A 20,631-nucleotide genomic window follows, 5' to 3' on the forward strand; every position below is an offset into this window, starting at 1 on the left:
TCTCCGCGCCCCTCACACAATCGACCCGCCCACCGTGGCGGGCACCCCGCGGTGCACTCCCGTGCGCAGCTCCAGCGCCTCGGCGACGTCGCCGAAGTCCGGGCGGTCGTGGCCCGCCAGGTCCGCAACCGTCCAGGCCACCCGCAGCACCCTGTCCAGGCCGCGCGCGGTGAGCAGGCCGCGTTCCATCTCACGTTCGACATCGCGCATCGCACCGGTCCGTAGCCGCCAGCGGGTGCGCAGCTCGTGCCCGGGCACCTCGCTGTTGGTCCGCCAGGGCAGCCCCTCGTAGCGGGTCGCGGCACGCTCGCGCGCCTCCCGCACCCGAGCGGCCACCTTGGCGGTGGGCTCGGCCCCGGCGCCGTGGCGGTGCAGCTCCGATCTGCTGACCGGCTCGACCGCGACCCGCAGATCGATCCGGTCGAGCAGGGGCCCGGACAGCCTCGCCTGGTACCGCCGCACGATGCTCGGCTGGCACTCACAGCCCCCGCCGAGCGTCGCGTAGCGTCCGCAAGGGCACGGGTTGGCGGCGAGTACGAGCAGGAAGCGGGCAGGCAGCCGCATCACCCCGGCAGCTCTCGCCACCACGACGTGGCCGGATTCCAGGGGCTGCCGCAGCGCATCCAGCACGTGGGCGTGGAACTCGGGCGCCTCGTCCAGGAACAGCACCCCGTGGTGGGCGAGGGAGACGGCGCCCGGTCTCGGCAGGCCGCTGCCGCCGCCGATGATCGACTGCATGGTGGCGGAGTGGTGCGGGGCGCAGTACGGCGGGGCGTCGACCAGGGGTTTGCCGGGCGGCAGAATCCCGGCGACGGAGTGCACGGCCGTGACTTCGAGCGACTCCTTGGCGGCGAGCGGCGGCAGCAGGCCCGGCAGCCGCTCGGCGAGCATGGTCTTGCCTGCCCCCGGTGGACCGGACAGGTAGAGGTGGTGGCCTCCGGCGGCCGCGGTCTCCAGCGCCTTGCGTGCGCTGCGCTGTCCTGCGACGTCCGCGAGGTCCGGCTGCCTGCCCTCGCACCCGAGGCCGAGACCGGGCCCGATGCCGGCGCCGGGCACGGTCAGGCCGGCGCCGAGAGCGTCCGGGCGGCCCTCGCCGTCCTCGGGCGGCTCCTGCGGCACCGGCTCGTCATTGAGCACGGCGATCAGCTGGCGCAGGCTGCGCACGCCGAGGACGGAGACTCCGGGCACGAGGGACGCCTCGGCCACGGTGCGCTCGGCGACCACCACATGCCGGTATCCGGCGTCCGAGGCCGCGAGGACGGCGGGCAGCACCCCGCGCACCGGGCGTACCCGGCCGTCGAGGCCCAGTTCGCCGATCATCATCAGGTCGGCGATCGCGGCGGGTGCGATGCGCTCGGCAGCGGCAAGCACGGCGCAGGCCACAGCGAGATCGAAGCCGCTGCCGCTCTTGGGCACGGAGGCCGGGCTCAGGCCGACCGTGAGCTTCTTCTGCGGCCAGGTCTCGCCGCTGTTGACGACGGCTGCCCGTACCCGGTCGCGGCTTTCGGACAGGCTCTTGTCGGGAAGCCCGACAAGGGTGAAGGCGGCGATGCCCGGTTCCAGGTCGGCCTGGACCTCGACGACCACGCCCTCCACGCCGACCAGCGCCACCGAGCAGGTGCGGGCGAATCCCATTCAGGCCACCCCCCGGACGTGCTCGACGCGGGCGGGCCCGCGGTCGGGCAGGACCACCCCGACGAGATCGATGCGGACCCCGCCCGGCGGCGCTCCTCCGTGCTCGGTGAGCCAGCATTCGGCCAGACGCCGAAGCCGTTCGGCCTTGCGCGGCGTCACCGCGGCCATGGGGTCCTCGTACGGCCCGGCGCGGCGCGACTTGACCTCGCAGATCACCAGCGCGTCGCCCTCGGAGGCGACGATGTCGATCTCGCCGGATCTGCACCGCCAGTTCCGGGCGAGCACGGTCAGCCCCGCCTCCGTCAGCCGCCGGGCGGCGAGCTCCTCTCCGTAGCGGCCGAGCGCGGACCGTACGTTCGTGGCGTTCGCGGCGTTCATCGTCACCACCTCCGGGACCGACTGTGCCGGCCCCGGAGCCCTCCGGATGATCATGGAGGGATTCGGTGGATTACTCGCGGGTTGTGGACAACCTTGTCACTCGCCAGGGGGAGACTGGGTGCCGGCGGTTGATCAGCCGCTGAAGCCGGAGTCGTCCGAGGGCAGGTCCAGGTCGCTCTTGTTGAGCTCCTCGATGTTCACGTCCTTGAACGTCAGGACGCGCACTTTCTTCACGAAGCGAGCCGGCCGATACATGTCCCACACCCATGCGTCGGCCATGGACACCTCGAAGAACACCTCGCCCTGCACCGAGTGCACCTGCATCTCGTAGTCATTGGTGAGGTAGAAGCGCCGCTCCGTCTCGATCACATATTTGAACAGACCGACGACATCGCGGTACTCCCGGTAGAGCTTCAGCTCCATCTCGGTCTCGTACTTTTCGAGGTCCTCGGCGCTCATGGCGTTCCCCTTCAGCCGTGCGTTCCCCCGCGTTCAGTCGCGCTCCGCTTCCACGCAGCATCTCACGAGCCGGGAGTACTTCTCCGCAAGAGGCCGCAGCGGTGAATCGCCGACCGACTCAGACCCCGGTCACAGCTGGTCACACCGTGGCCGGGACCCGGCGTCGGTTACCGCGCAGGCTGCGGCGCCGCGCGAGCGGGCCGTACGCCGCACCGGCGATGATCAGCACGGCGCCCGCGGAGACCGCGGAGACCACGAGGACGACAGGACCCGGCTGCGAGACCCCGCCCGGCAGCGCCGCGAAGGAGGCGGGGCGCTGCATCGTCCCGACCCGCGAGAACGGCCAGGCGATCGCGTCGACCCGGGCCTGGACGTCGCTACGCGGCACCGCGCCGTGGTCCCCGTCGGTCATGTGCGCCCGCGAGTCGTCGGACACGGGCCGATTGTCACCCATCATGAACAGCTGCCCCGCCGGCACAGTGGCGGTGAACCCGACCGGCGAGGCGGGGCCAGTGGTGTGCAGATACGGTTCCTCGACCGGAGTGCCGTTGATCGTCAGTCGCCCCTGCTTGTCGCAGCACGCGACCTTGTCGCCGCCGACGCCCACGACCCTCTTGACCATCGGGATGTTGCCCCACGTCGGGTCCTCGAAGACCACCACGTCGCCGCGGTGCACCTCACTGCCGTCGATCCGCTGGGCGAGCACCCGGTCGCCGGGGTTGACGGTCGGCTGCATCGAGTCGGTCGGCACGGTGTACGGCTGGTACTCCACGGCACCCCAGGCGAACCCGCCCAGGAACAACACACAGCCGACGGCCACCGCCAACCCGGACAGAATGGTGCCCAAGCGGCCGTGGCCGCCGTTACCGCGTCGCGCACCCGCGCTCTGGCTGCTCATGCGCGGCACCCTACCGGGCGGTACCGGCGGCGCCCAGCACTACTCGGCAGCCTTTTCGATCAGCGACGCCTTCTTCGACATGTTCTTCATCAACCGGCGTCGGCGCACCAGCACCAACGGAACCGCTCCGGCGAGACCGAGCGCGGCAGGAGTCGCTCCGAGCGCCGCCGAAGCGGTCGAGTTGATCCCCGGCTGATTGAAGGTGGAGGGCACGGGCAGCGTCGCCCAGCGGTTGACCGGCCATGCGATGACGATGGCCCGGCCGACGACCTCCTTGTCGGAGACCGTGCCGCCGCCCGGCAGGTTCTGGTGGTAGCGGGAGTCGAGCGAGTCCTGCCGGTGGTCACCCATCACCCAGATGTGGTTCGCCGGAACCTTGATCGGGCCGAACGGCTTGTCACTGCACGGAGTGTTCCCCGGGTAGATGTACGGCTCGTTGAGCGGCTTTCCGTTGACGTAGACCGGCCCGGTGCCGCGGCACTCCACGGTGTCACCGCCGACCGCGATGACCCGCTTGATCAGGTCCTTCTCGTTGGCCGACGGCATCAGGCCGATGAAGCTCAGCACCGTCTGGATGCCGGAGGCGACCGGGTTGCTGCTGGGGGCCGGGTTCTCGCCGAGCCAGCCGCCAGGGTCGTGGAAGACCACCACGTCCCCGCGCTCGGGCTTGGAGCCGAACCACGGGGTCAGCTTGTCGACCAGCACCCGGTCACCGATCTGCAGGGTGTCCTGCATGGAGGCGGACGGGATGGAGAACGCCTGCACCAGGAAGGTCTTGATGATCAGAGCGAGGACGAGAGCGATGCCGATGAGGATCGGCAGCTCCTTCCAGAAGGAACGAGGCTTCTTCTCGGCCTTGCCCTCCTCGCTCCTGCCGCCCTTGGGGTCGTCCCCGTCCCACTTACCCGACGTGCCGGGGCCCTCGGGCGCCCCGGAGCTCCCGGGACCTCCGGGGACGGTGCCGTCCTCGTCAGGGGACTTGCCCAGATTCACCGCCGCCGCCTCTTCCTCGACCGCGCTCGCCCGGGCGCCCTGCCCTTCGGGCTCTCCTGGTCCGGATCGTGCGCCGACTGCCACGTCCCCCACATCCACTCCTCACTCCACGCCATGGCCCGCCGCGAACACGGCGCAGGCCCACCACTCCCATAACGAGCGAGAGTTCCGCAGGAGTCGGGAGTTGGATCAATCGTTGCCGATTATTGGCATTGCCCGCGGTCGATGTCCCGGCGGCGCGCGCGTCCGGCACCGAGGCGAACGTGCTCGGTTCCGGCAGCGTCGCCCAGTGCGACACAGGCCATGCGATCACGACGGCCCGTCCCACCACATCGCTTTCCGGGACCGTACCCCCTCCGGGATCATTCATGTGGTACCGGGAGTCGGCGGAGTTGGAGCGGTGGTCGCCCATCACCCACAGGCGCCCCGCAGGCACCTTCACCGAAAAGCGGATCATCGACGGCGGATTGCCGGGCATCACATACGGCTCGTTGAGCGCCTGGCCGTTGACCGTGAGGCGCCCTTGCGGGTCGCAGCACGCCACCGTGTCGCCCGGGACACCGATCACACGTTTGATCAGATCCTGCTCGTTCGAGGCGGGCAGCAACCCGATGAAGGTGAAGAAGTCCTTGATCTGCCTGATGCCCTCGGGGTCGGGCTTGGGCTGCGGTTCGCCCTCCAGCCAGTGGTCCGGGTCCTGGAAGACCACCACGTCTCCGCGCGACGGCTTCGAGCCGAACCACGGGGTGAGCTTGTCGACCAGCACCCGGTCACCGACCTGGATGGTGTTCTCCATCGACCCGGACGGGATCACGAACGCCTGTACCAGGAAGGTCTTGAGCACCAGGGCGATCAGCAGGGCGATCCCGACGAGGATCGGGACCTCCTTGATCGCGGAACGGCGCCGTCGGCGCTTGATCCGCTGTGCCGCACGCCGCCGCTCGGCGCGCCCCTGACCGGTACGAGGTCCCGTCCGCGCGGACTGCTGCGCCTCGCCGGGCCCGGTGCCGCCACCGCTCCCGCCTGGCCGGTCCGGCGGTTCCTGGGCACGGCGCTGCCCATACCGCGACCGTCCGCGGTTACCCATGCGCACCGCCCAGCGAACCCATCCGATTGAACGGCCAAATGATCCATTCGGCCCGTCCGATCACCTTGTCCACCGGCACCGCACCTCCGCCGGGGTCGCCGAGATGATCGCGTGAATCGCTCGAATCGCTGCGGTGATCGCCCATCACCCACAGCTTCCCCTGCGGCACCACGATGTCGAACCGCACCTGGGACGGGGCGTCACCCGGATACAGATAGCTCCGCTCGTCCACCGGTCGCCCGTTCACCGTGATCCTGCCCTGCATGTCGCAGCAGGTGACGCGGTCTCCGCCGACGCCCACCACCCGCTTGATGAAATCCGTCTGCTCCGGGGGTGCGAGCCCCACCAGCCTGCCGACGTAGCCGATGAGGCGGACCACCGGGTTCTCGGACGGCTCGTCCTGGATGAAGGAGCCCGTGCCGTCGAAGACGACCACGTCGCCGCGGTGCGGCTGGTTCCCGAAGTGGTAGGCCAGCTTGTTGACCAGTACCCGGTCGCCTATCTGCAGGGTGTTCTCCATCGACCCCGAGGGGATGACGAAGGGCTGTACCAGGAACGCGTTGACCAGGCAGAGCACCGCGAGGCATGCGACGGCGAGGAGTCCGGCCTCCTGCCACAGCCCCAGACCGCGCCACCATACGCGTACCGTCTCCGCGCGCCCGGCTCCTGAGCGTACAACGGAGCGCGACCCCTCCGTCCGTCCTCGGGGGACGGACGAGCGATCGCGCTCCGCCAGTTCTTCCGCCTCGGTTTCCATCGGGCGCAGAGCCTATCCGGCCTGTATACGCGCCCCGTAGCCACCTGGCGGCACGCGACAGCCTCAGCTCTCGCGCTTCTCCTTGATCTTGGCGGCCTTGCCGCGCAGCTCGCGCAGGTAGTAGAGCTTGGCGCGACGGACGTCACCGCGGGTCACGACCTCGATCTTCTCCACGATCGGGGTGTGCACCGGGAAGGTGCGCTCCACGCCGACGCCGAAGCTGACCTTGCGAGCCGTGAAGGTCTCGCGCACGCCGGAGCCCTGGCGGCGGATGACCACGCCCTTGAATTGCTGGACACGGGAGCGGTTGCCCTCGATGACCCGGACGTGGACGTTGACGGTGTCACCCGGACGGAAGGCCGGGATGTCATCGCGCTTGGACTGCGCGTCGACGGCGTCGAGCAGGTTCATGGTCTCTGCTTTCCTCGCTGATGCCACAGGTCATCAGCGGTATGTCGTGTATCAGATCGGGTGTACCGCTTCACCCGCCGGGCGTCGGTCCCCCTGTGGCAGGGGCGCCGGGCTGGCGTAAGGCACAGCGGCCTATTCTTCCATGGTCGGCGCCGCTCGCCCAAATCGCCCGTCTGCCTGCTCGGTCCAGCCGAGTTCGGCGAGCAGCGCGCGGTCGTGCTGGTCGAGCGCGGCGGGGTCGCAGCGCTCGACCAGATCCGGGCGGTTGGCGCAGGTACGGCGGAAGGCCTGGTCGCGGCGCCAGCGCGCGATCTTCCCGTGGTGGCCGCTGAGAAGCACCTCGGGGATCGTCCGGTCCCGCCACACCGGCGGCTTGGTGTAGACGGGGCCCTCCAGCAGGTCGGCCATCGCACCGGGTGAGAAGGAGTCGTCCCGGTGGGATTCGGCGTTGCCGAGCACACCGGGCAGCAGCCGCGCGACGGCCTCAGTGATCACCAGCACCGCGGCCTCTCCGCCGGCCAGCACGTAGTCGCCGATGGAGACCTCGTGGACCTCCCAGCGCTCGGCGTACTCGTCGATCACCCGGCGGTCGATGCCCTCGTACCGGGCGGGCGCGAAGACCAGCCACGGCCGCTGCGACAGCTCGACAGCGAGCTCCTGGGTGAACGGGCGGCCGCTCGGCGTCGGGACGACGAGCACGGGTTCGCGGCCGTCGCCCGACGCGCGGACGGCGTCGAGCGCCTCGCCCCACGGCTCCGGCTTCATGACCATGCCGGGGCCGCCGCCGTACGGCGTGTCGTCGACGGTCTTGTGCTTGTCGTGGGCCCAGTCGCGCAGGTCGTGGACACGGACGTCCAGCAGGCCACGTGCGCGCGCCTTGCCGACCAGTGAGACGTTCAGCGGCTCCAGGTACTCGGGGAAGATCGTGACGACGTCGATCCGCATCAGCTCTCGTCCCGCTCCCGAGCACTCGCGACCTGCACCTCTGCCTCGTCCAGCAGGCCGGGCGGAGGGGTGATTACGGCGCGCTGCAGCTTCAGGTCGATCTCCGGGACGATCTCGGAGACGAACGGCACCATGAGCTCGCTGCCGTCAGGGCGCCTGACCACCAGGAGGTCCTGGTACGGGAGGTGGGAGATCTCGGCGATCCGTCCCACCTCGGTGCCGTCGGAGGTCACCACGTCCAGGTCGATGAGCTGATGGTCGTAGTACTCCTCGGGGTCCTCCGGCGTCTCGTCCGGGTCCACCTCGGCGATGAGCAGGGTGTTGCGCAGCGCCTCGGCACCGTTGCGGTCCATCACTCCCTCGAAGCGCAGCAGCAGGCGGCCGCTGTGCACGCGCCCGGACGCGATGATGAGGGGGCCGGCCGACGCCGGTTCGGTGGCCAGCACGGCGCCCGGCGCGAGCCGCGACTCCGGCTCGTCCGTGCGGACCTCGACCGTGACTTCGCCCTTGATCCCATGGGCGCGGCCGATGCGGCCGACTACCAACTGCACTTGGGCCACCTCTCGGTGCGAGTAAACGGCACGGGCCGGGGCGGCTGGTGCCGTCCCCGCCCCGCGCCGGTGATGAGGGCCGGGGCGGTCGTGCCCCGGGAAACCCTTGTGTTCAGCGGACGTGGTCCACATCGACGAGGTCGACGCGGACGCCGCGGCCGCCGAGAGCGCTCACGACGGTGCGCAGGGCGCGGGCGGTGCGGCCGTTGCGGCCGATCACCTTGCCGAGGTCGTCGGGGTGGACCCGTACCTCGAGCACACGCCCGCGGCGCAGCGTACGTGAAGCGACCTGTACGTCATCGGGGTTGTCGACGATGCCCTTCACGAGGTGCTCGAGAGCCTCCTCGAGCATGGTCAGGCCTCGGTCGGCTCGGCGGACCCAGCAGCCGCGTCCGCAGCCGCTGCGTCCCCGGAGTCTGCCTTCTTCTCGGACTTCTTCGCCTTGGGGGTGATCGCCTCGCCCTTGGGCTCGTCCGACACCTCCTTGGCGGCCGCCTCGAAGAGCGCACGCTTGTCGGCCTTCGGCTCGGCGACGAGCATCGGGGCCGGAGCCGGCAGGCCCTTGAACTTCTGCCAGTCGCCGGTCACCTTGAGGATCGCCTGCACGGGCTCGGTCGGCTGAGCGCCGACGCCCAGCCAGTACTGGACGCGCTCGCTGTCCACCTTGATGAAGGACGGGTTCTCCATCGGGTGGTACAGGCCGATCTCCTCGATCGCCCGGCCGTCGCGGCGGGTACGGGAGTCGGCGACGATGATGCGGTAGTGAGGCGAACGGATCTTGCCCAGACGCTTCAGCTTGATCTTCACTGCCACGGGAGTGGGTTCTCCTGGTCTTGACGTGGTTGGGCACACCAGGTCACCACGTGGGGTTGTGGGAGCCGGATGCCCGACGGACGCGTCAGCCGAAGGAGAGAGGGGTCCTGCACGGCTGCCGAGTGCTCAGCTGACCATTCTGCCATACGGAGCCGGCCGCGCCGCACGCGGGGACCGGCGCGACCGCCCCGTCGGCTGCCATGGTCTTCTGCCGTCTTCTGCCGTCGTCCGCCGTCAGTGTGATCGGCCGCCGTCAGCCGACCCCGACCACTTCCGGAATGCGGAACGGCTGCCCGCACGCCCCGCACATGATCGGCGCCTTGGCGAGCACCGACGGGACGACCCGGACGTTCCGCCCGCACTCGCACACCGCCTTGACGCGTACGCCGCCGCCCGACGAACCGTGTCGAGCCGCAGGCCCGCGGAAGGAGCGGGCGGAGTCGGAGGCCGTCGCCACGACGTGCGCCTTGAGCGCGCGCTGGAGGCGTTCGATCGTCGAGCGGTAGCGCCTGCGCGTCTCGGGGCGCATGACGACCAACGAGAACCCGCTGCTCGCATGCGGCTCCTCGGCATGGTCGAGGCCGAGCTCGTCGGCGATCGCCAGGAAGCGGCGGTTGTGGTAGCGGCCGGCGCGCGAGGTGTCGCGGATGCCGCGTGCGGCGGCGATCCCGTGTACGGCCTCGTGCAGCAGCCTTTCGAAGGAGAGCTCCGTCCCGCAGGCGGACGAGGACTCCCCGATGAGGGATTCGGGCGCGGCCAGATCCGGCAGTTCCGGGTGGTGCCGTTGAATGTCGGCCCACGCGACTGCCAGCTCGGCGGCGAGGACTGGTGGTGTCGTGCTCACGTCGTGACAACGAGGAGAGGGGTCATGGTGTTCCGATTCCGGGGCCATCCCAATTATTTTGCACGTACTCGTCAGTTCACCCACAGACGGAGTCTGCTGATGATACAGGCTTAATACGTTCGCGGGAGGACGGGTGTGGACGTCTATGGATGAGCTGTGCGTCTTCTATCAAGCGGCAATAAGACGGGGCGTACTGCCGTAGCAGTACGCCCCGTTCATTCCCAGGTCGTGCGCGCCCGGGCCCTGCGCGGTCGGTCAGTCCGTCAGTAGGCCCGTGCGACGAGAGCGACGTTACCCGGTGCGTCATCCGCGTCCGGCACCGACCCGTCCTCTGCGACCAAGCACCGCACCGTGATCCCGTGCTCGGCGAGCTTCGCCTCGCCCTCCGGGCCGAGGTCGGCCCAGCGGATCCGCGCCCAGCCGGTGGCGGCGGCCTCCGAGGCCTCGGCGATCGTGGTGACATCGGCGGTGCGCGACTCGCGCAGTTCCCGCGACTCCTTCAGCAGCAGCGCCTGGTCGTCGTCCAGGACCTTGGGCAGCAGGGAGGCGAGCGCGTCGATCGCGACCGGCTCCTTGCCCCCAGGGATGCGGCGGGCCAGCATCGCGGTGCCGCTCTCCAGGTCGCGCGGGCCCACCTCGATGCGCACCGGTACGCCCTTGAGCTCCCAGTCGACGGCGCGCCGCCCGAACGGGGCGTCGGTGCGGTCGTCCACCCGCACCCGGACGCCGGTGGCCTTCAGCCGCTCGCCGATCTCGCGCACCTTGGCGAGCACCGCCTCGTCGCCCTTGATCGCCAGCACGACGGCCTGGACCGGCGCCAGGCGCGGCGGCACGCGCAGGCCGTTGTCGTCGCCGTGCGTCATGATCAGGCCGCCGACCATGCGGGTCGAGGTGCCCCAGGAGGTCTGCCAGACCAGCTCCTGCTTGCCGTCGGCCGAGAGGTACTGCGTGTTGAAGGCCTTGGCGAAGTTCTGGCCCAGCTCATGGCTGGTGCCCATCTGCAGCGCCTTGCCGTCCCGCATCATCGCTTCGAGGGTGAGGGTGTTGACCGCTCCGGCGAACCGCTCCTGCGCGGTCTTGCGGCCGAGCACCACGTCGATGGCGAGCACGTCGGTCATGAAGTCGCCGTAGACATGGCGGTGGATGCGGGCCGCGTAATCGCGCGCGTCCTCGTAGGTGGCGTGGCAGGTGTGGCCCTCCTGCCACAGGAACTCCGTGGTGCGCAGGAAGACGCGGGGGCGCAGCTCCCAACGCACCACGTTGGCCCACTGGTTGACCAGCAGCGGCAGGTCACGGTAGCTCTGCACCCACTTGGAGAAGTACTCGTTGACGATCGTCTCCGAGGTGGGCCGGACGACGACCGGCTCCTCGAGGTCCTTGCCTCCCGCGTGGGTGACGACGGCCAACTCGGGGGCGAAGCCCTCGACGTGCTCAGCCTCCTTGGTGAGGTAGGACTGCGGGATGAAGAGCGGGAAGTAGGCGTTCTCCGCGCCCGCCTCCTTGATCCGCGCGTCCATCTCCTGCTGCATCCGCTCCCACAGGCCGTACCCGTACGGTCGGACGACCATGGTGCCGCGCACCGGGCCGTTGTCGGCCAGCTCGGCCTTGTTGATCAGGTCCTGGTACCAGCGCGGGAAGTCTTCCGCCTGGGGCGTGAGTACGGGTGCCTTTGCCATGGCGCAGATCGTACGGTGACCGGGCCGGGGACCGTGAATCGATATCCCCGTCGGGTCCGTACCGCCGCTGACCTGCTTCCGCAACCCGGCGCCCGGGAGGCAGCGGGAGGCGTCCGCGCCTACTCTCTGGACGAGGGGCCGAACGACCTCTGGACGGGGGGCCGGAACGGGAGTTGTCTGGCCTTGCGGGACCACCAAGCCATACGGGGGCAAGCAACGGCGACTCGGCGGATTGGGGCTGCTCGATGACACCTACGCTCGTACCGGGACGCATGGACCGCGCCGACGCCAGGGCGCGGGATTGGGCGGAGATCCAGGAGCGGATGCTCGTACCGCTCTACGAGGCCGTGTACGAACGGCTCGACGTCGGTCGTCATACGCGTCTGCTGGGCCTCGGCTGCGGCTCCGGACTCGCGCTGCTGATGGCCGCCGCGCGCGGCGCCACCGTCACGGGCGTGGATCTCGACGAGCGGCGTCTCGCCCTGGCCCGCGAACGGCTCCTGCCCGAGCCGCAGCGAGGCACCACGGGATGCAGCGCGCAGGCGCAGCTGCTCTGCGGCGGGCCCGAGCGGGCCTACCAGCACACCGGGAGCCTCTACACGATGGTGACCGCCTTCGAGCCGGCCACGCCCCGTACCGAGCTGGCTCCCGCGCTGATCGACGCGGCCCGGCTCGCCGGGCGCGGCAGTCCCGTGGTGCTCGCCGGATGGGGTCCGCCGGAACGGTGCGCGACGGCGCGGGTGCTCCGGATGGCGGAACGTCTCGCCGAGCCGGGACGGCGGCCTGGCAGCGAGCCCGCGCGGGTGAGCGGGCGGGACGACCTGGAGGAGCTGGCGCGGGCGGCCGGGCTCGGGCTGGACGGGTCGGGGCGGGTGGCGTGCCCGTTCGCGTACCCGGACATGGACAGCGCGGTGCGCGGGCTGTTCTCGACGGGCCTGTTCGACCAGGCCGTGGCGGCGAGCGACCGGACGCAGGTGGAGAAGGAGCTGACGGAGGCGCTACACCCGTACCGGCACCCGGACGGCACGGTGCGCATGGACAACGTCTTCCGCTATCTGATCGCCCGGGTCTGAGCCTCGCCCGGGCGGGCGTTTCCGGCCTGCGGCTTCAGGCCTCCGGCTTGGGGATGAGGGGGATTCCGGCGGTGCGGTAGGCCTCGTCCTCCTCCAGGGTCTCCTGCTCCAGCAGGGCCGTCGTGAGCGCGTCGAACTTGGGCCGGTGTTCGGTGAGCAGCCGGCAGGCGCGGTCGTAGCACTCGTCGACGATCCGCCGCATCTCATCGTCCACCGCGTCGAGCGTGGCAGGTGCGGCGGCGAGCCGGTATGCCTGCCTGCGGCGCGGCGGCTGCGGTGGGGACGGCGGCGGGGCGCCTTCGGACCGCCACGGCTGGTCAGGGCTCTGTCGGGGCGGTACGGAATCGAGCATGTCCGGATAATGCTGACATGGCGCCGCGGCAGGCCCGGCGCGATCTGCCGGACAGGCACCCGCACGGACGCTGCAGACCGGCCTACAGCCCCGGCCATTCGTCGGCGGTGATCGCGTAGCGCTCGTGATCGCGCCATGCGTCGTTGATGTACAGCATGCGCGGCGAGAACCCCTCGTAGCGGAAGCCTAGGCGCTTGGCGAGCGCGATGGAGCGGGTGTTCTCCGGCTGCACGTTGATCTCCAGGCGGTGCAGCCCGAGCCCGTCCGGCTGCGCGGCGAAGCATGCCTGGACGACCCGGCGCATCCCCTCGGTCATGCGTCCCGTGCCCGCATACGGCAGATACGAGTCGTAGCCGAGCACGGCGCAGCGGAAACGCCCCCGCACGATGTTGGCGACGTTGCACTTGCCGACGATGCCGCCATCCTCGTCGTCGATGATCAGGAAGGTGCGCAGGCCGGGCCCCTGACGGCGCAGCAGATCGGCGAGCCCGTCGGGTTCGACCGGATTCCAGGCCCCGATGTGCTCGGCGGAACGCACGACCGCCTCGGCGTACGCCGGCGCGTCGGATGCCCGGGGTGGTCGGATGTGCACGGTCATGCTCGGCTGCTCACCATACTCAGCGCATGAACTTCTTGAACTCGTCTGGCAGTTCGAAGGAGGACGGGTCCTGCCCCTCCGGCAGTCCGAACGGCGATTCCGCCTGCTGCTCGCGGCGCGCAGCCGCGGCCTGCTCGGCGGCCTTGCGCTTCATCGGGTTGCCGCTGCGCTGCTTGCCCTTGGCCGGCTTGGACTGCTTCTTCTTCCTGGCGCCCCCGCCGCCCATGCCCGGGATGCCCGGCATCCCCGGCATGCCGCCGCCCTGCGCCATGCGCGACATCATCTTGCGCGCCTCGAAGAACCGCTCCACGAGGTTCTTGACCGCGCCGACCTCGACGCCGGAACCGCGGGCGATACGGACGCGGCGCGAGCCGTTGATGATCGTCGGGTCGGTCCGCTCGGCCGGGGTCATCGACTTGATGATCGCGGCGGTGCGGTCCACGTCCCGCTCGTCGAGGTTGTTGATCTGGTCCTTGATCTGGCCCATGCCGGGCAGCATGCCGAGCAGCTTGGAGATGGAGCCCATCTTGCGGACCTGCTCCATCTGGGAGAGGAAGTCGTCGAGCGTGAACTCCTTGGGGCCGCGCTGCAGCTTGGCCGCCATCTTCTCGGCCTCGGCCTGGCTGAAGGTCTGCTCGGCCTTCTCGATCAGGCTGAGCATGTCGCCCATGCCGAGGATGCGGGAGGCCATGCGGTCCGGGTGGAAGGCGTCGAAGTCGTCGAGCTTCTCACCGTTGGACGCGAAGATGATCTGCTTGCCGGTGACGTGCGCCACCGACAGCGCGGCGCCGCCCCGCGCGTCGCCGTCCAGCTTGGACAGGACGACGCCGTCGAAACCGACGCCGTCGAGGAAGGCCTGGGCGGTGTTGACCGCGTCCTGGCCGATCATCGCGTCGAGGACGAAGAGGATCTCATCCGGGCCGACCGCGTCCCGGATGTCGGCGGCCTGCTGCATCATCTCGGCGTCGATGCCGAGGCGGCCCGCGGTGTCGACGATCACCACGTCGTACTGCTTGGTGCGGGCGTGCTCGATCGAGTCCTTGGCGACCTTCACCGGGTCACCGACGCCGTTACCGGGCTCGGGCGCGAAGACCGCGACGCCGGCGCGCTCGGCGACCACCGACAGCTGGTTGACCGCGTTGGGACGCTGCAGGTCGGCCGCGACGAGCAGCGGGGTGTGCCCCTGCGTCTTCAGCCAGCGGCCGAGCTTCCCGGCGAGCGTCGTCTTACCGGCACCCTGCAGACCGGCCAGCATGATCACCGTCGGCGGCTGCTTGGCGAAGCGCAGCCGCCGGGTCTCGCCGCCGAGGATGCCGATGAGTTCCTCGTTGACGATCTTGATGACCTGCTGAGCCGGGTTGAGCGCCTGCGAGACCTCGGCGCCGAGCGCCCGCTCCTTGACCTGCTTGATGAACGCGCGCACGGCGGGCAGCGCGACATCCGCCTCCAGCAGGGCGATACGGATCTCGCGCGCCGTGGCGTCGATGTCCGCCTCGGAAAGGCGGCCCTTGCCCCGGAGGTTCTTGAACGTGGCTGCGAGGCGGTCGGAGAGAGTGTCGAACACGGCGGTCGCTGATCCTCGTGTCGGGGGCAGGCGATGAGTCGTCCTCAAGGGTATCCGGACGGCGGCGATGCCCATACGGCACCGGTGGTATCCGTACCGTTCCGTACGGTTGCGGACCGTCGTCGCCGTCGCGTCGGTTCGGCCGTGCCCGCGGCAGTGCCCGTACCCCGATAATGGCCGTATCCCGTCCGCCGCCGGAGAGCGCAGGCCCATGACAGCAACGCACCCGTCCTCCCCTGCCCTGGTCCGCAGCTCGCTGCGGAATCAGATCAGGCAGGTACTGATCGACGGGCTGGTCTCCGGCCGGTGGCAGCCCGGCGACCGGATCGTGGAGCGCCGCGTGGCCACGGAGCTGGGGGTCAGCCAGGCGCCGGTGCGCGAGGCGCTGCGCGAGCTGGAGACACTGCGGCTGATCGAGTCGTCGCCGAACCGGGGGGCGCGGGTGCGCGCCTTCACCCCGGACGACCTGGCGGAGATCTACCCGGTACGGGCCGGCCTCGAACAGGTGGCGGCGGAGCTGGCCTCACCGCGGCTCGCCGGGGACGTCACCGCGCTCGAACACCACCTGGCGCTGATGCGGGCGGCCGTGAACACGCCTGAGCAGGTGCGCCACGTCTTCGCCTTCCACCGCGAGATCGTACGGGCGTCGGGCAACCGCGTACTGCTGCACTCGTGGGAATCGCTCGGTCTGGAGGTGTGGACGGCGGTCTCGCTGCGGCTGCGCGGCCTCGGCCTGGACGAGGAGGCGGCGGACCACGAGCCGATCGTGGAGGCGTTCCGCCGGCAGGAACCGGGCATCGGGGTGCTGGTGCGCGATCACGTGCTGGGCTGCGCGACGATGCGCCGCTGAGCGGCGCCCGCTTCGTGCCATGACGGCTCTTCTGGGCAATTGATCGATCATCGATCGAACCGTAGAGTGGCGCGACGCACACAGCGCGACTCATCCACAGCGCGACCCGCGACCGAAGGAGGCCGCACATGGCCGGCAAGACGACCCGGCGCGCAACCCGCACCGCACCGGCGGTGTCCACGCCTGATGCGGAGGACCTGACCGACCTCTTCCGCCGGATGCTCCTCGTCCGGCGCTTCGAAGAACGCGCCGCTCAGGCGTACACGCAGGCCAGAGTCGGCGGCTACTGCCATCTCAACCTCGGCGAGGAAGCCACCGTCGTGGGCCTGACCAGCGCACTCGAACCCGAGGACTACCTGTTCACCAACTACCGCGAACACGGCTACGCGCTGGGCCGCGGCATCCCCGCAGGCCGCGTGATGGCCGAGCTGTACGGCCGCTCGACCGGCGTCTCCAAGGGCTGGGGCGGCTCCATGCACATGTTCGACGTGCAGGCACGCCTGATGGGCGGCTACGGGATCGTCGGCGGACAGGTCCCGCTGGCGGCCGGCGCCGCGCTCGCCGTCTCCTACCGCGGCGGCCGCGAGGTGGTCATGTGCCAGATGGGCGACGGCACCACCAACATCGGCGCCTTCCACGAATCGCTCAACATCGCGGCCCTGTGGGACCTGCCGGTGGTCTTCGCCGTCGTCAACAACCAGCTGGGCATGGGCACTTCGGTCCAGGAGTCCTCCGCCGAGCCCGAACTGCACCGGCGGGCCGCCGCGTACCGCATCAAGGGCGTACGCGTGGACGGCACCGATGTGCTCGCCGTACGGGAGGCGGCGCGCGAAGCAGTGCGCCTCGCGCGCGAGGAGCAGCGTCCGACGCTGCTGGAGACGGTCAGCTACCGACTGCGCGGCCACTCCGTCGTCGACCCCGCTCGGTACCGCGACCCGGAGGAGGTAGAGCGGGCCAAGGAGGCCGACCCGCTGCCGCTGCTGCGCGACCGGCTGCTGAAGGACGGCGTGCTCGACGAGGAGCGGCTCGCCGCACTCGAGGACGAGGTACGGCAGGAGATCACCGCGGCCGCGGAGTTCGCCGAGTCGAGCCCGCACCCGGAGGTCTCCACGCTCTTCGACCACACCTATGCCACGCCCGTACCCAACACCGAGCCCCGGCTGCCCGCCGACGCGCTCTTCACGGTCTGAGGGGGCTGCCATGTCCGTCATCACCTACCGTCAGGCGCTCCGCGACACGCTGCGTGCGGAAATGCAGCGCGACGAGAACGTCTTCCTCATCGGCGAGGAGATCGGCCACTTCGAGGGCTCATACAAGATCACCGAAGGACTGCTCAAGGAGTTCGGGCCGCGTCGGGTGCGGGACACCCCGATCGCTGAAGAGGGGTTCGTCGGCGCGGCGATCGGCGCGGCGATGCTGGGGCTGCGCCCGGTGGTCGAGATCATGACCATCAACTTCTCGCTGCTTGCGCTCGACCAGATCGTCAACCACGCGGCCAAGATCTACGGCATGTTCGGCGGCCAGTGCAGCGTGCCGATGGTCATCCGTACACCGGGCGGCGGCGGCCAGCAGCTGGGCGCGACGCACTCGCAGAACATCGAGCTGTTCTACTCCTTTGTCCCCGGCCTGAAAGTGCTGGCACCCAGCACACCGGCCGAGGCCGCCTCCATGCTGCGCGCGGCGATACGCGACGACGACCCGGTGCTCTTCCTGGAGAACCTCGGCCTGTACAACACCAAGGGAGAGGTGCCGGACGAGCCGGACGCGGAGCCGGAGGTCGCTCAGATCGGCCGCGCCGCCGTGGTCCGGCCCGGCACGGACATCACGTTGATCGGCTACTCACGGATGGCCGGTGTCGCGCTGCAGGTCGCGGACGAGCTCGCGAAGGACGGCGTCAGCGCCGAGGTCGTCGACCTGCGCAGCCTGCGGCCGCTGGACCGTACGACGATCGTCGAGTCGGTGCGCAGGACGGGCTCGGCCGTCGTCGCCGAGGACGACTGGCTGACGTACGGCATCGGCGCCGAGATCGCCGCGACCATCCAGGAGGGGGCCTTCGACTGGCTGGACGCGCCCGTCGCGCGGGTGGCCATGGCCGAAGTGCCGCTCCCCTACGCCAAGTCCCTGGAGACGGCGGCCCTGCCGTGCGCCGAGTCCCTCGCCGCCGCCGCGCGCCGCACGCTGCGGGCCACCGGCCGCCTTCGCTAGGAGAGCTAGGAGAACCACCGATGACCGAGATCTTTATGCCCCGGCTCTCCGACACGGTGGAGGAGGGCGTGATCGCCGCCTGGCACAAGAAGCCGGGCGACCCCGTAGCTGCCGGTGACTCGTTGGTCGACATCGAGACCGACAAGGCCGTGATGGAGCACGAGGCGTACGAGGAGGGAACGCTCGCCGAGATTCTCGTACCGGAGGGGGGTACGGCGAAGATCGGCGAGCCGATCGCGGTGCTGGTCGCGACGGGCGAGACGCCACCCACAGCGCCCACGCGGCCACCGGCGGCTCCCGAGACCCCGGCACCTGCCCGGGCCCAGGCCCAGGCTCCTGCCACAGCGACGGCGCCTGCCGTCGCTGCCGCGGCGCAGCCGCAGGACGGGCGCGCGCCCACGTCTCCGCTGGCCCGCCGGCTGGCCAAGGAGTACGGCCTGGACATCGCGGCGATCACCGGCACCGGTCCCGGCGGCCGGGTGATACGGGCCGACGTCGAGAACGCAGCAAACGCAGCAAACGCAGGAAACGCCGCGAAACCAGCAGACGCAGCGCAGGCCGCGAGCACGGCAAGCGCCGCGGGCGCGGCACCGGCCGCCGCCACGGACGACGGGAAGGACTCCGTCGAGGCTCCGCTCAGCCGGCTGCGCAAGGTCGCCGCACGACGGCTCGTCCAGAGCAAGCAGGAGGCGCCGCACATCTATCTGCGGCGCACGGTCGACGCGGAGGCGCTGCGCGAGTTCCGCTCGGTGGTCAACGACGGGCGCGAGGAGAACAAGGTCAGCCCCAACGACCTGATCCTCAAGGCCTGTGCGACCGCGCTCCGCCGCCACCCCGACCTGAACTCCTCGTGGGTGGACGACCGCCTGCTCCACCACCGGCGCGTCCACCTGGGCGTCGCCGTGGCCACCGACGACGGCCTGCTGGTGCCGGTGGTCAGGGATGCCGACCGTCTCCAGCTCACCGAACTGGCAGCACGCACCCGCGAGCTGGCGGCGGGTGCCCGCGCCAGGACCCTGACGCCGCAGGAACTGGGCGGCAGCACTTTCACCGTCAGCAATCTCGGCATGTTCGGGGTCGACGGCTTCCAGGCGGTGATCAATCCTCCGGAGGCCGCGATCCTCGCGGTCGGCGCCATCAGCAAGCAGCCGATGGTCGTCGGTGACGAGGTGGTCGCCCGGCACACGCTCGAGCTCAATCTCTCCGTCGACCATCGCGCGTGCGACGGCGCCACGGCGGCGCAGTTCCTCGCCGAGCTCGTCGATCTGCTGGAAGACCCGTTGCGCATCGTCGTCTGACGCAGCACGGCACGGGAGCGAATCGGACCCCCCTTTTGTCCGGTTCGCTCCCTTTTTCTTTTGCCGTGCAATTCGGACATATAGCGCTTCATGCTACACACGCCGAGCACCGGATACGTCACCATGTGTCGATTCCATGGGTTTATCCGTGTGACGCCGAACATAGGACCTACATCACTTACGTACCTGCTTAGTAGACTTATGCGGCGCTAACAGGCCCGCCCGGAAGGGCGTTGGCCAGGGGCGGAGGTCCCCCCGCCCAACTAGTCGGGATAGTAAATAGGGCGATTGCCGACGCAATTCCCGGAAGCTAAGAATGTGCGGGCCGCAGGGCGCCGCATGGCGAGAATGCAGCGCAATTCGCCGAGGGGGACCGGCACTGCGGGCAAAGCAAATCGGAGAGGTCCGCACCCATGCCCATTCCTGCCGTCAACCGCCTGACCCGGACGCACGTGATCACCGCGAGCGGCGCCATCGCCGCCGGTGCCGTCGCCCTGGCCTGCACGGTCGTTCCCGGGTCGGCACAGGCCTCGAACGCCCCGGCGCGCACGCCGGTCGCGCACACCGTCACCAAGCCCACGCCGTCCACCGCCGCGCCGGCCAAGCCGGCCCCCGCGCAGCCCGCTGCCGCGAAGGCCGCCCCCGTGAAGGCCGCGCCCGCGAAGCCCCAGGCCCCGGCTGCCAGGCCCGCCCGGCACGACCACCCCAGGGGCGCGGCGGCCACCAGGCCGACCGACATCAACGTGGCCCCCGTCGCCTACTCGGCCCCGGCCGTCTCCTACCCGGACGACCTGGACGGCTGGATCCGCCACGCGCTCGCGATCATGCAGCAGAACGGCATCCCGGGCACCTATGACGGCATTTACCGCAACATCATGCGTGAGTCGTCCGGCAACCCGTACGCCGAGAACGACTGGGACTCCAACGCCGCAGCCGGCACCCCCTCCAAGGGCCTGCTGCAGGTCATCCAGCCGACGTTCGACGAGTACCACGTCTCCGGCACGGCCTGGGACCTGTTCGACCCGGTCGCCAACATCACTGCGGCGTGCAACTACGCGTACCACGTGTACGGTTCGATCGACAACGTCTACTCGGCGTACTGACCGGCGAATCGGTCCGTGAATTGAAGGCCGATAGGCCGGGGCCCCTTGCCTCGGCCCATCGGCCTTTCCGTTCCCGAATGGCGTGACCCGCATTCGGAATTGACAACCCGCCGACGAATAACAGCCGGCCCGGCAATCTCC

At 70.1% G+C, this 20,631-nt stretch carries 22 protein-coding genes and 1 pseudogene; 6 read left to right on the plus strand and 17 right to left on the minus strand.

Translation table 11 applies throughout. The features are described 5' to 3' along the window. Window positions 1-12: 12 nt before the first annotated feature. From NGB36_RS27415 to proS, 14 genes are all read right to left on the minus strand, one after another. A complete protein-coding gene (locus NGB36_RS27415) occupies window positions 13-1,635 on the minus strand; it encodes a YifB family Mg chelatase-like AAA ATPase (protein ID WP_255923217.1) in 1,623 nt (540 codons plus the stop codon). Next, window positions 1,636-2,013 carry a YraN family protein gene (locus NGB36_RS27420; RefSeq protein WP_255923218.1) on the minus strand — a complete coding sequence of 126 codons (378 nt, stop codon included), beginning with the start codon at window positions 2,011-2,013 and terminating at the stop codon, window positions 1,636-1,638. It abuts the gene before it with no gap. A 132-nt stretch (window positions 2,014-2,145) separates the two neighbouring features. Then, on the minus strand, window positions 2,146-2,472 hold the full coding sequence (locus tag NGB36_RS27425) for a DUF2469 domain-containing protein (protein WP_255923219.1): 327 nt from the start codon (window positions 2,470-2,472) through the stop codon (window positions 2,146-2,148). A gap of 139 nt (window positions 2,473-2,611) precedes the next feature. Further along, the gene (gene lepB / locus NGB36_RS27430; protein ID WP_255923220.1) at window positions 2,612-3,370 is read right to left on the minus strand and encodes a signal peptidase I; all 759 of its coding nucleotides are present in this window, start codon (window positions 3,368-3,370) and stop codon (window positions 2,612-2,614) included. Between the two features lie 39 nt (window positions 3,371-3,409). After that, window positions 3,410-4,447: a signal peptidase I gene (gene lepB / locus NGB36_RS27435; RefSeq protein WP_372509546.1), complete on the minus strand. Its 1,038-nt coding sequence runs from the start codon at window positions 4,445-4,447 to the stop codon at window positions 3,410-3,412. After that, entirely contained in the window at window positions 4,341-5,450 is a 1,110-nt protein-coding gene (lepB, locus tag NGB36_RS27440) for a signal peptidase I (protein ID WP_255923222.1), read from the minus strand. Before lepB (NGB36_RS27440) ends, lepB (NGB36_RS27435) begins: the two co-directional genes overlap by 107 nt. Continuing rightward, window positions 5,443-6,207: a signal peptidase I gene (lepB, locus tag NGB36_RS27445; RefSeq protein ID WP_255923223.1), complete on the minus strand. Its 765-nt coding sequence runs from the start codon at window positions 6,205-6,207 to the stop codon at window positions 5,443-5,445. Before lepB (NGB36_RS27445) ends, lepB (NGB36_RS27440) begins: the two co-directional genes overlap by 8 nt. Window positions 6,208-6,270: 63 nt before the next feature. Then, a complete protein-coding gene (rplS, locus tag NGB36_RS27450) occupies window positions 6,271-6,618 on the minus strand; it encodes a 50S ribosomal protein L19 (RefSeq protein ID WP_255923225.1) in 348 nt (115 codons plus the stop codon). Between the two features lie 132 nt (window positions 6,619-6,750). Beyond that, complete coding sequence (trmD, locus tag NGB36_RS27455) at window positions 6,751-7,563, minus strand: tRNA (guanosine(37)-N1)-methyltransferase TrmD (protein ID WP_255923226.1); 813 nt, start codon at window positions 7,561-7,563, stop codon at window positions 6,751-6,753. After that, the gene (rimM, locus tag NGB36_RS27460; RefSeq protein ID WP_255923227.1) at window positions 7,563-8,114 is read right to left on the minus strand and encodes a ribosome maturation factor RimM; all 552 of its coding nucleotides are present in this window, start codon (window positions 8,112-8,114) and stop codon (window positions 7,563-7,565) included. The genes trmD and rimM overlap by 1 nt, the downstream gene beginning before the upstream one ends. Before the next feature lie 112 nt (window positions 8,115-8,226). Continuing rightward, the gene (locus NGB36_RS27465; RefSeq protein WP_255923228.1) at window positions 8,227-8,466 is read right to left on the minus strand and encodes an RNA-binding protein; all 240 of its coding nucleotides are present in this window, start codon (window positions 8,464-8,466) and stop codon (window positions 8,227-8,229) included. Between the two features lie 2 nt (window positions 8,467-8,468). Further along, window positions 8,469-8,927 carry a 30S ribosomal protein S16 gene (rpsP, locus tag NGB36_RS27470; protein WP_255923229.1) on the minus strand — a complete coding sequence of 153 codons (459 nt, stop codon included), beginning with the start codon at window positions 8,925-8,927 and terminating at the stop codon, window positions 8,469-8,471. A 253-nt stretch (window positions 8,928-9,180) separates the two neighbouring features. Further along, window positions 9,181-9,771, minus strand: a complete 591-nt coding sequence (locus NGB36_RS27475) for a hypothetical protein (protein WP_255923230.1) — start codon at window positions 9,769-9,771, stop codon at window positions 9,181-9,183. A gap of 263 nt (window positions 9,772-10,034) precedes the next feature. Further along, entirely contained in the window at window positions 10,035-11,447 is a 1,413-nt protein-coding gene (gene proS, locus NGB36_RS27480; RefSeq protein ID WP_255923231.1) for a proline--tRNA ligase, read from the minus strand. Window positions 11,448-11,719: 272 nt separating this feature from the next. Here proS and NGB36_RS27485 point away from each other — a divergent pair, with 272 nt between their 5' ends. After that, window positions 11,720-12,520, plus strand: coding sequence for a methyltransferase domain-containing protein (locus NGB36_RS27485; RefSeq protein ID WP_255923232.1), 801 nt, complete (start codon window positions 11,720-11,722; stop codon window positions 12,518-12,520). A 34-nt stretch (window positions 12,521-12,554) separates the two neighbouring features. On the opposite strand, the pseudogene NGB36_RS27490 reads toward NGB36_RS27485, so the two are convergent. The 3 genes and pseudogenes from NGB36_RS27490 to ffh all read right to left on the minus strand — a co-directional run. Beyond that, a pseudogene (locus tag NGB36_RS27490) lies at window positions 12,555-12,791 on the minus strand (ATP-dependent zinc metalloprotease FtsH); the annotation flags it as partial. A 163-nt stretch (window positions 12,792-12,954) separates the two neighbouring features. Next, complete coding sequence (locus tag NGB36_RS27495) at window positions 12,955-13,470, minus strand: GNAT family N-acetyltransferase (RefSeq protein ID WP_255923233.1); 516 nt, start codon at window positions 13,468-13,470, stop codon at window positions 12,955-12,957. 19 nt (window positions 13,471-13,489) lie between these two features. Continuing rightward, entirely contained in the window at window positions 13,490-15,034 is a 1,545-nt protein-coding gene (gene ffh / locus NGB36_RS27500; protein ID WP_255923234.1) for a signal recognition particle protein, read from the minus strand. A 211-nt stretch (window positions 15,035-15,245) separates the two neighbouring features. On the opposite strand from ffh, the gene NGB36_RS27505 reads away from it, so the two are divergent. The 5 genes from NGB36_RS27505 (at window position 15,246) to NGB36_RS27525 (ending at window position 20,490) form a co-directional block, all read left to right on the plus strand. Further along, on the plus strand, window positions 15,246-15,884 hold the full coding sequence (locus NGB36_RS27505) for a GntR family transcriptional regulator (RefSeq protein WP_255923235.1): 639 nt from the start codon (window positions 15,246-15,248) through the stop codon (window positions 15,882-15,884). A 128-nt stretch (window positions 15,885-16,012) separates the two neighbouring features. Then, window positions 16,013-17,074, plus strand: a complete 1,062-nt coding sequence (gene pdhA / locus NGB36_RS27510) for a pyruvate dehydrogenase (acetyl-transferring) E1 component subunit alpha (RefSeq protein WP_255923236.1) — start codon at window positions 16,013-16,015, stop codon at window positions 17,072-17,074. 10 nt (window positions 17,075-17,084) lie between these two features. Beyond that, a complete protein-coding gene (locus NGB36_RS27515) occupies window positions 17,085-18,089 on the plus strand; it encodes an alpha-ketoacid dehydrogenase subunit beta (protein ID WP_255923237.1) in 1,005 nt (334 codons plus the stop codon). Between the two features lie 20 nt (window positions 18,090-18,109). Continuing rightward, window positions 18,110-19,387 carry a dihydrolipoamide acetyltransferase family protein gene (locus NGB36_RS27520; protein ID WP_255923238.1) on the plus strand — a complete coding sequence of 426 codons (1,278 nt, stop codon included), beginning with the start codon at window positions 18,110-18,112 and terminating at the stop codon, window positions 19,385-19,387. Between the two features lie 413 nt (window positions 19,388-19,800). After that, complete coding sequence (locus tag NGB36_RS27525; RefSeq protein ID WP_255923239.1) at window positions 19,801-20,490, plus strand: transglycosylase SLT domain-containing protein; 690 nt, start codon at window positions 19,801-19,803, stop codon at window positions 20,488-20,490. The last annotated feature ends 141 nt before the right edge of the window (window positions 20,491-20,631 follow it).

Source organism: Streptomyces humicola (assembly GCF_024436035.1).
Taxonomy (GTDB): domain Bacteria; phylum Actinomycetota; class Actinomycetes; order Streptomycetales; family Streptomycetaceae; genus Streptantibioticus_B; species Streptantibioticus_B humicola.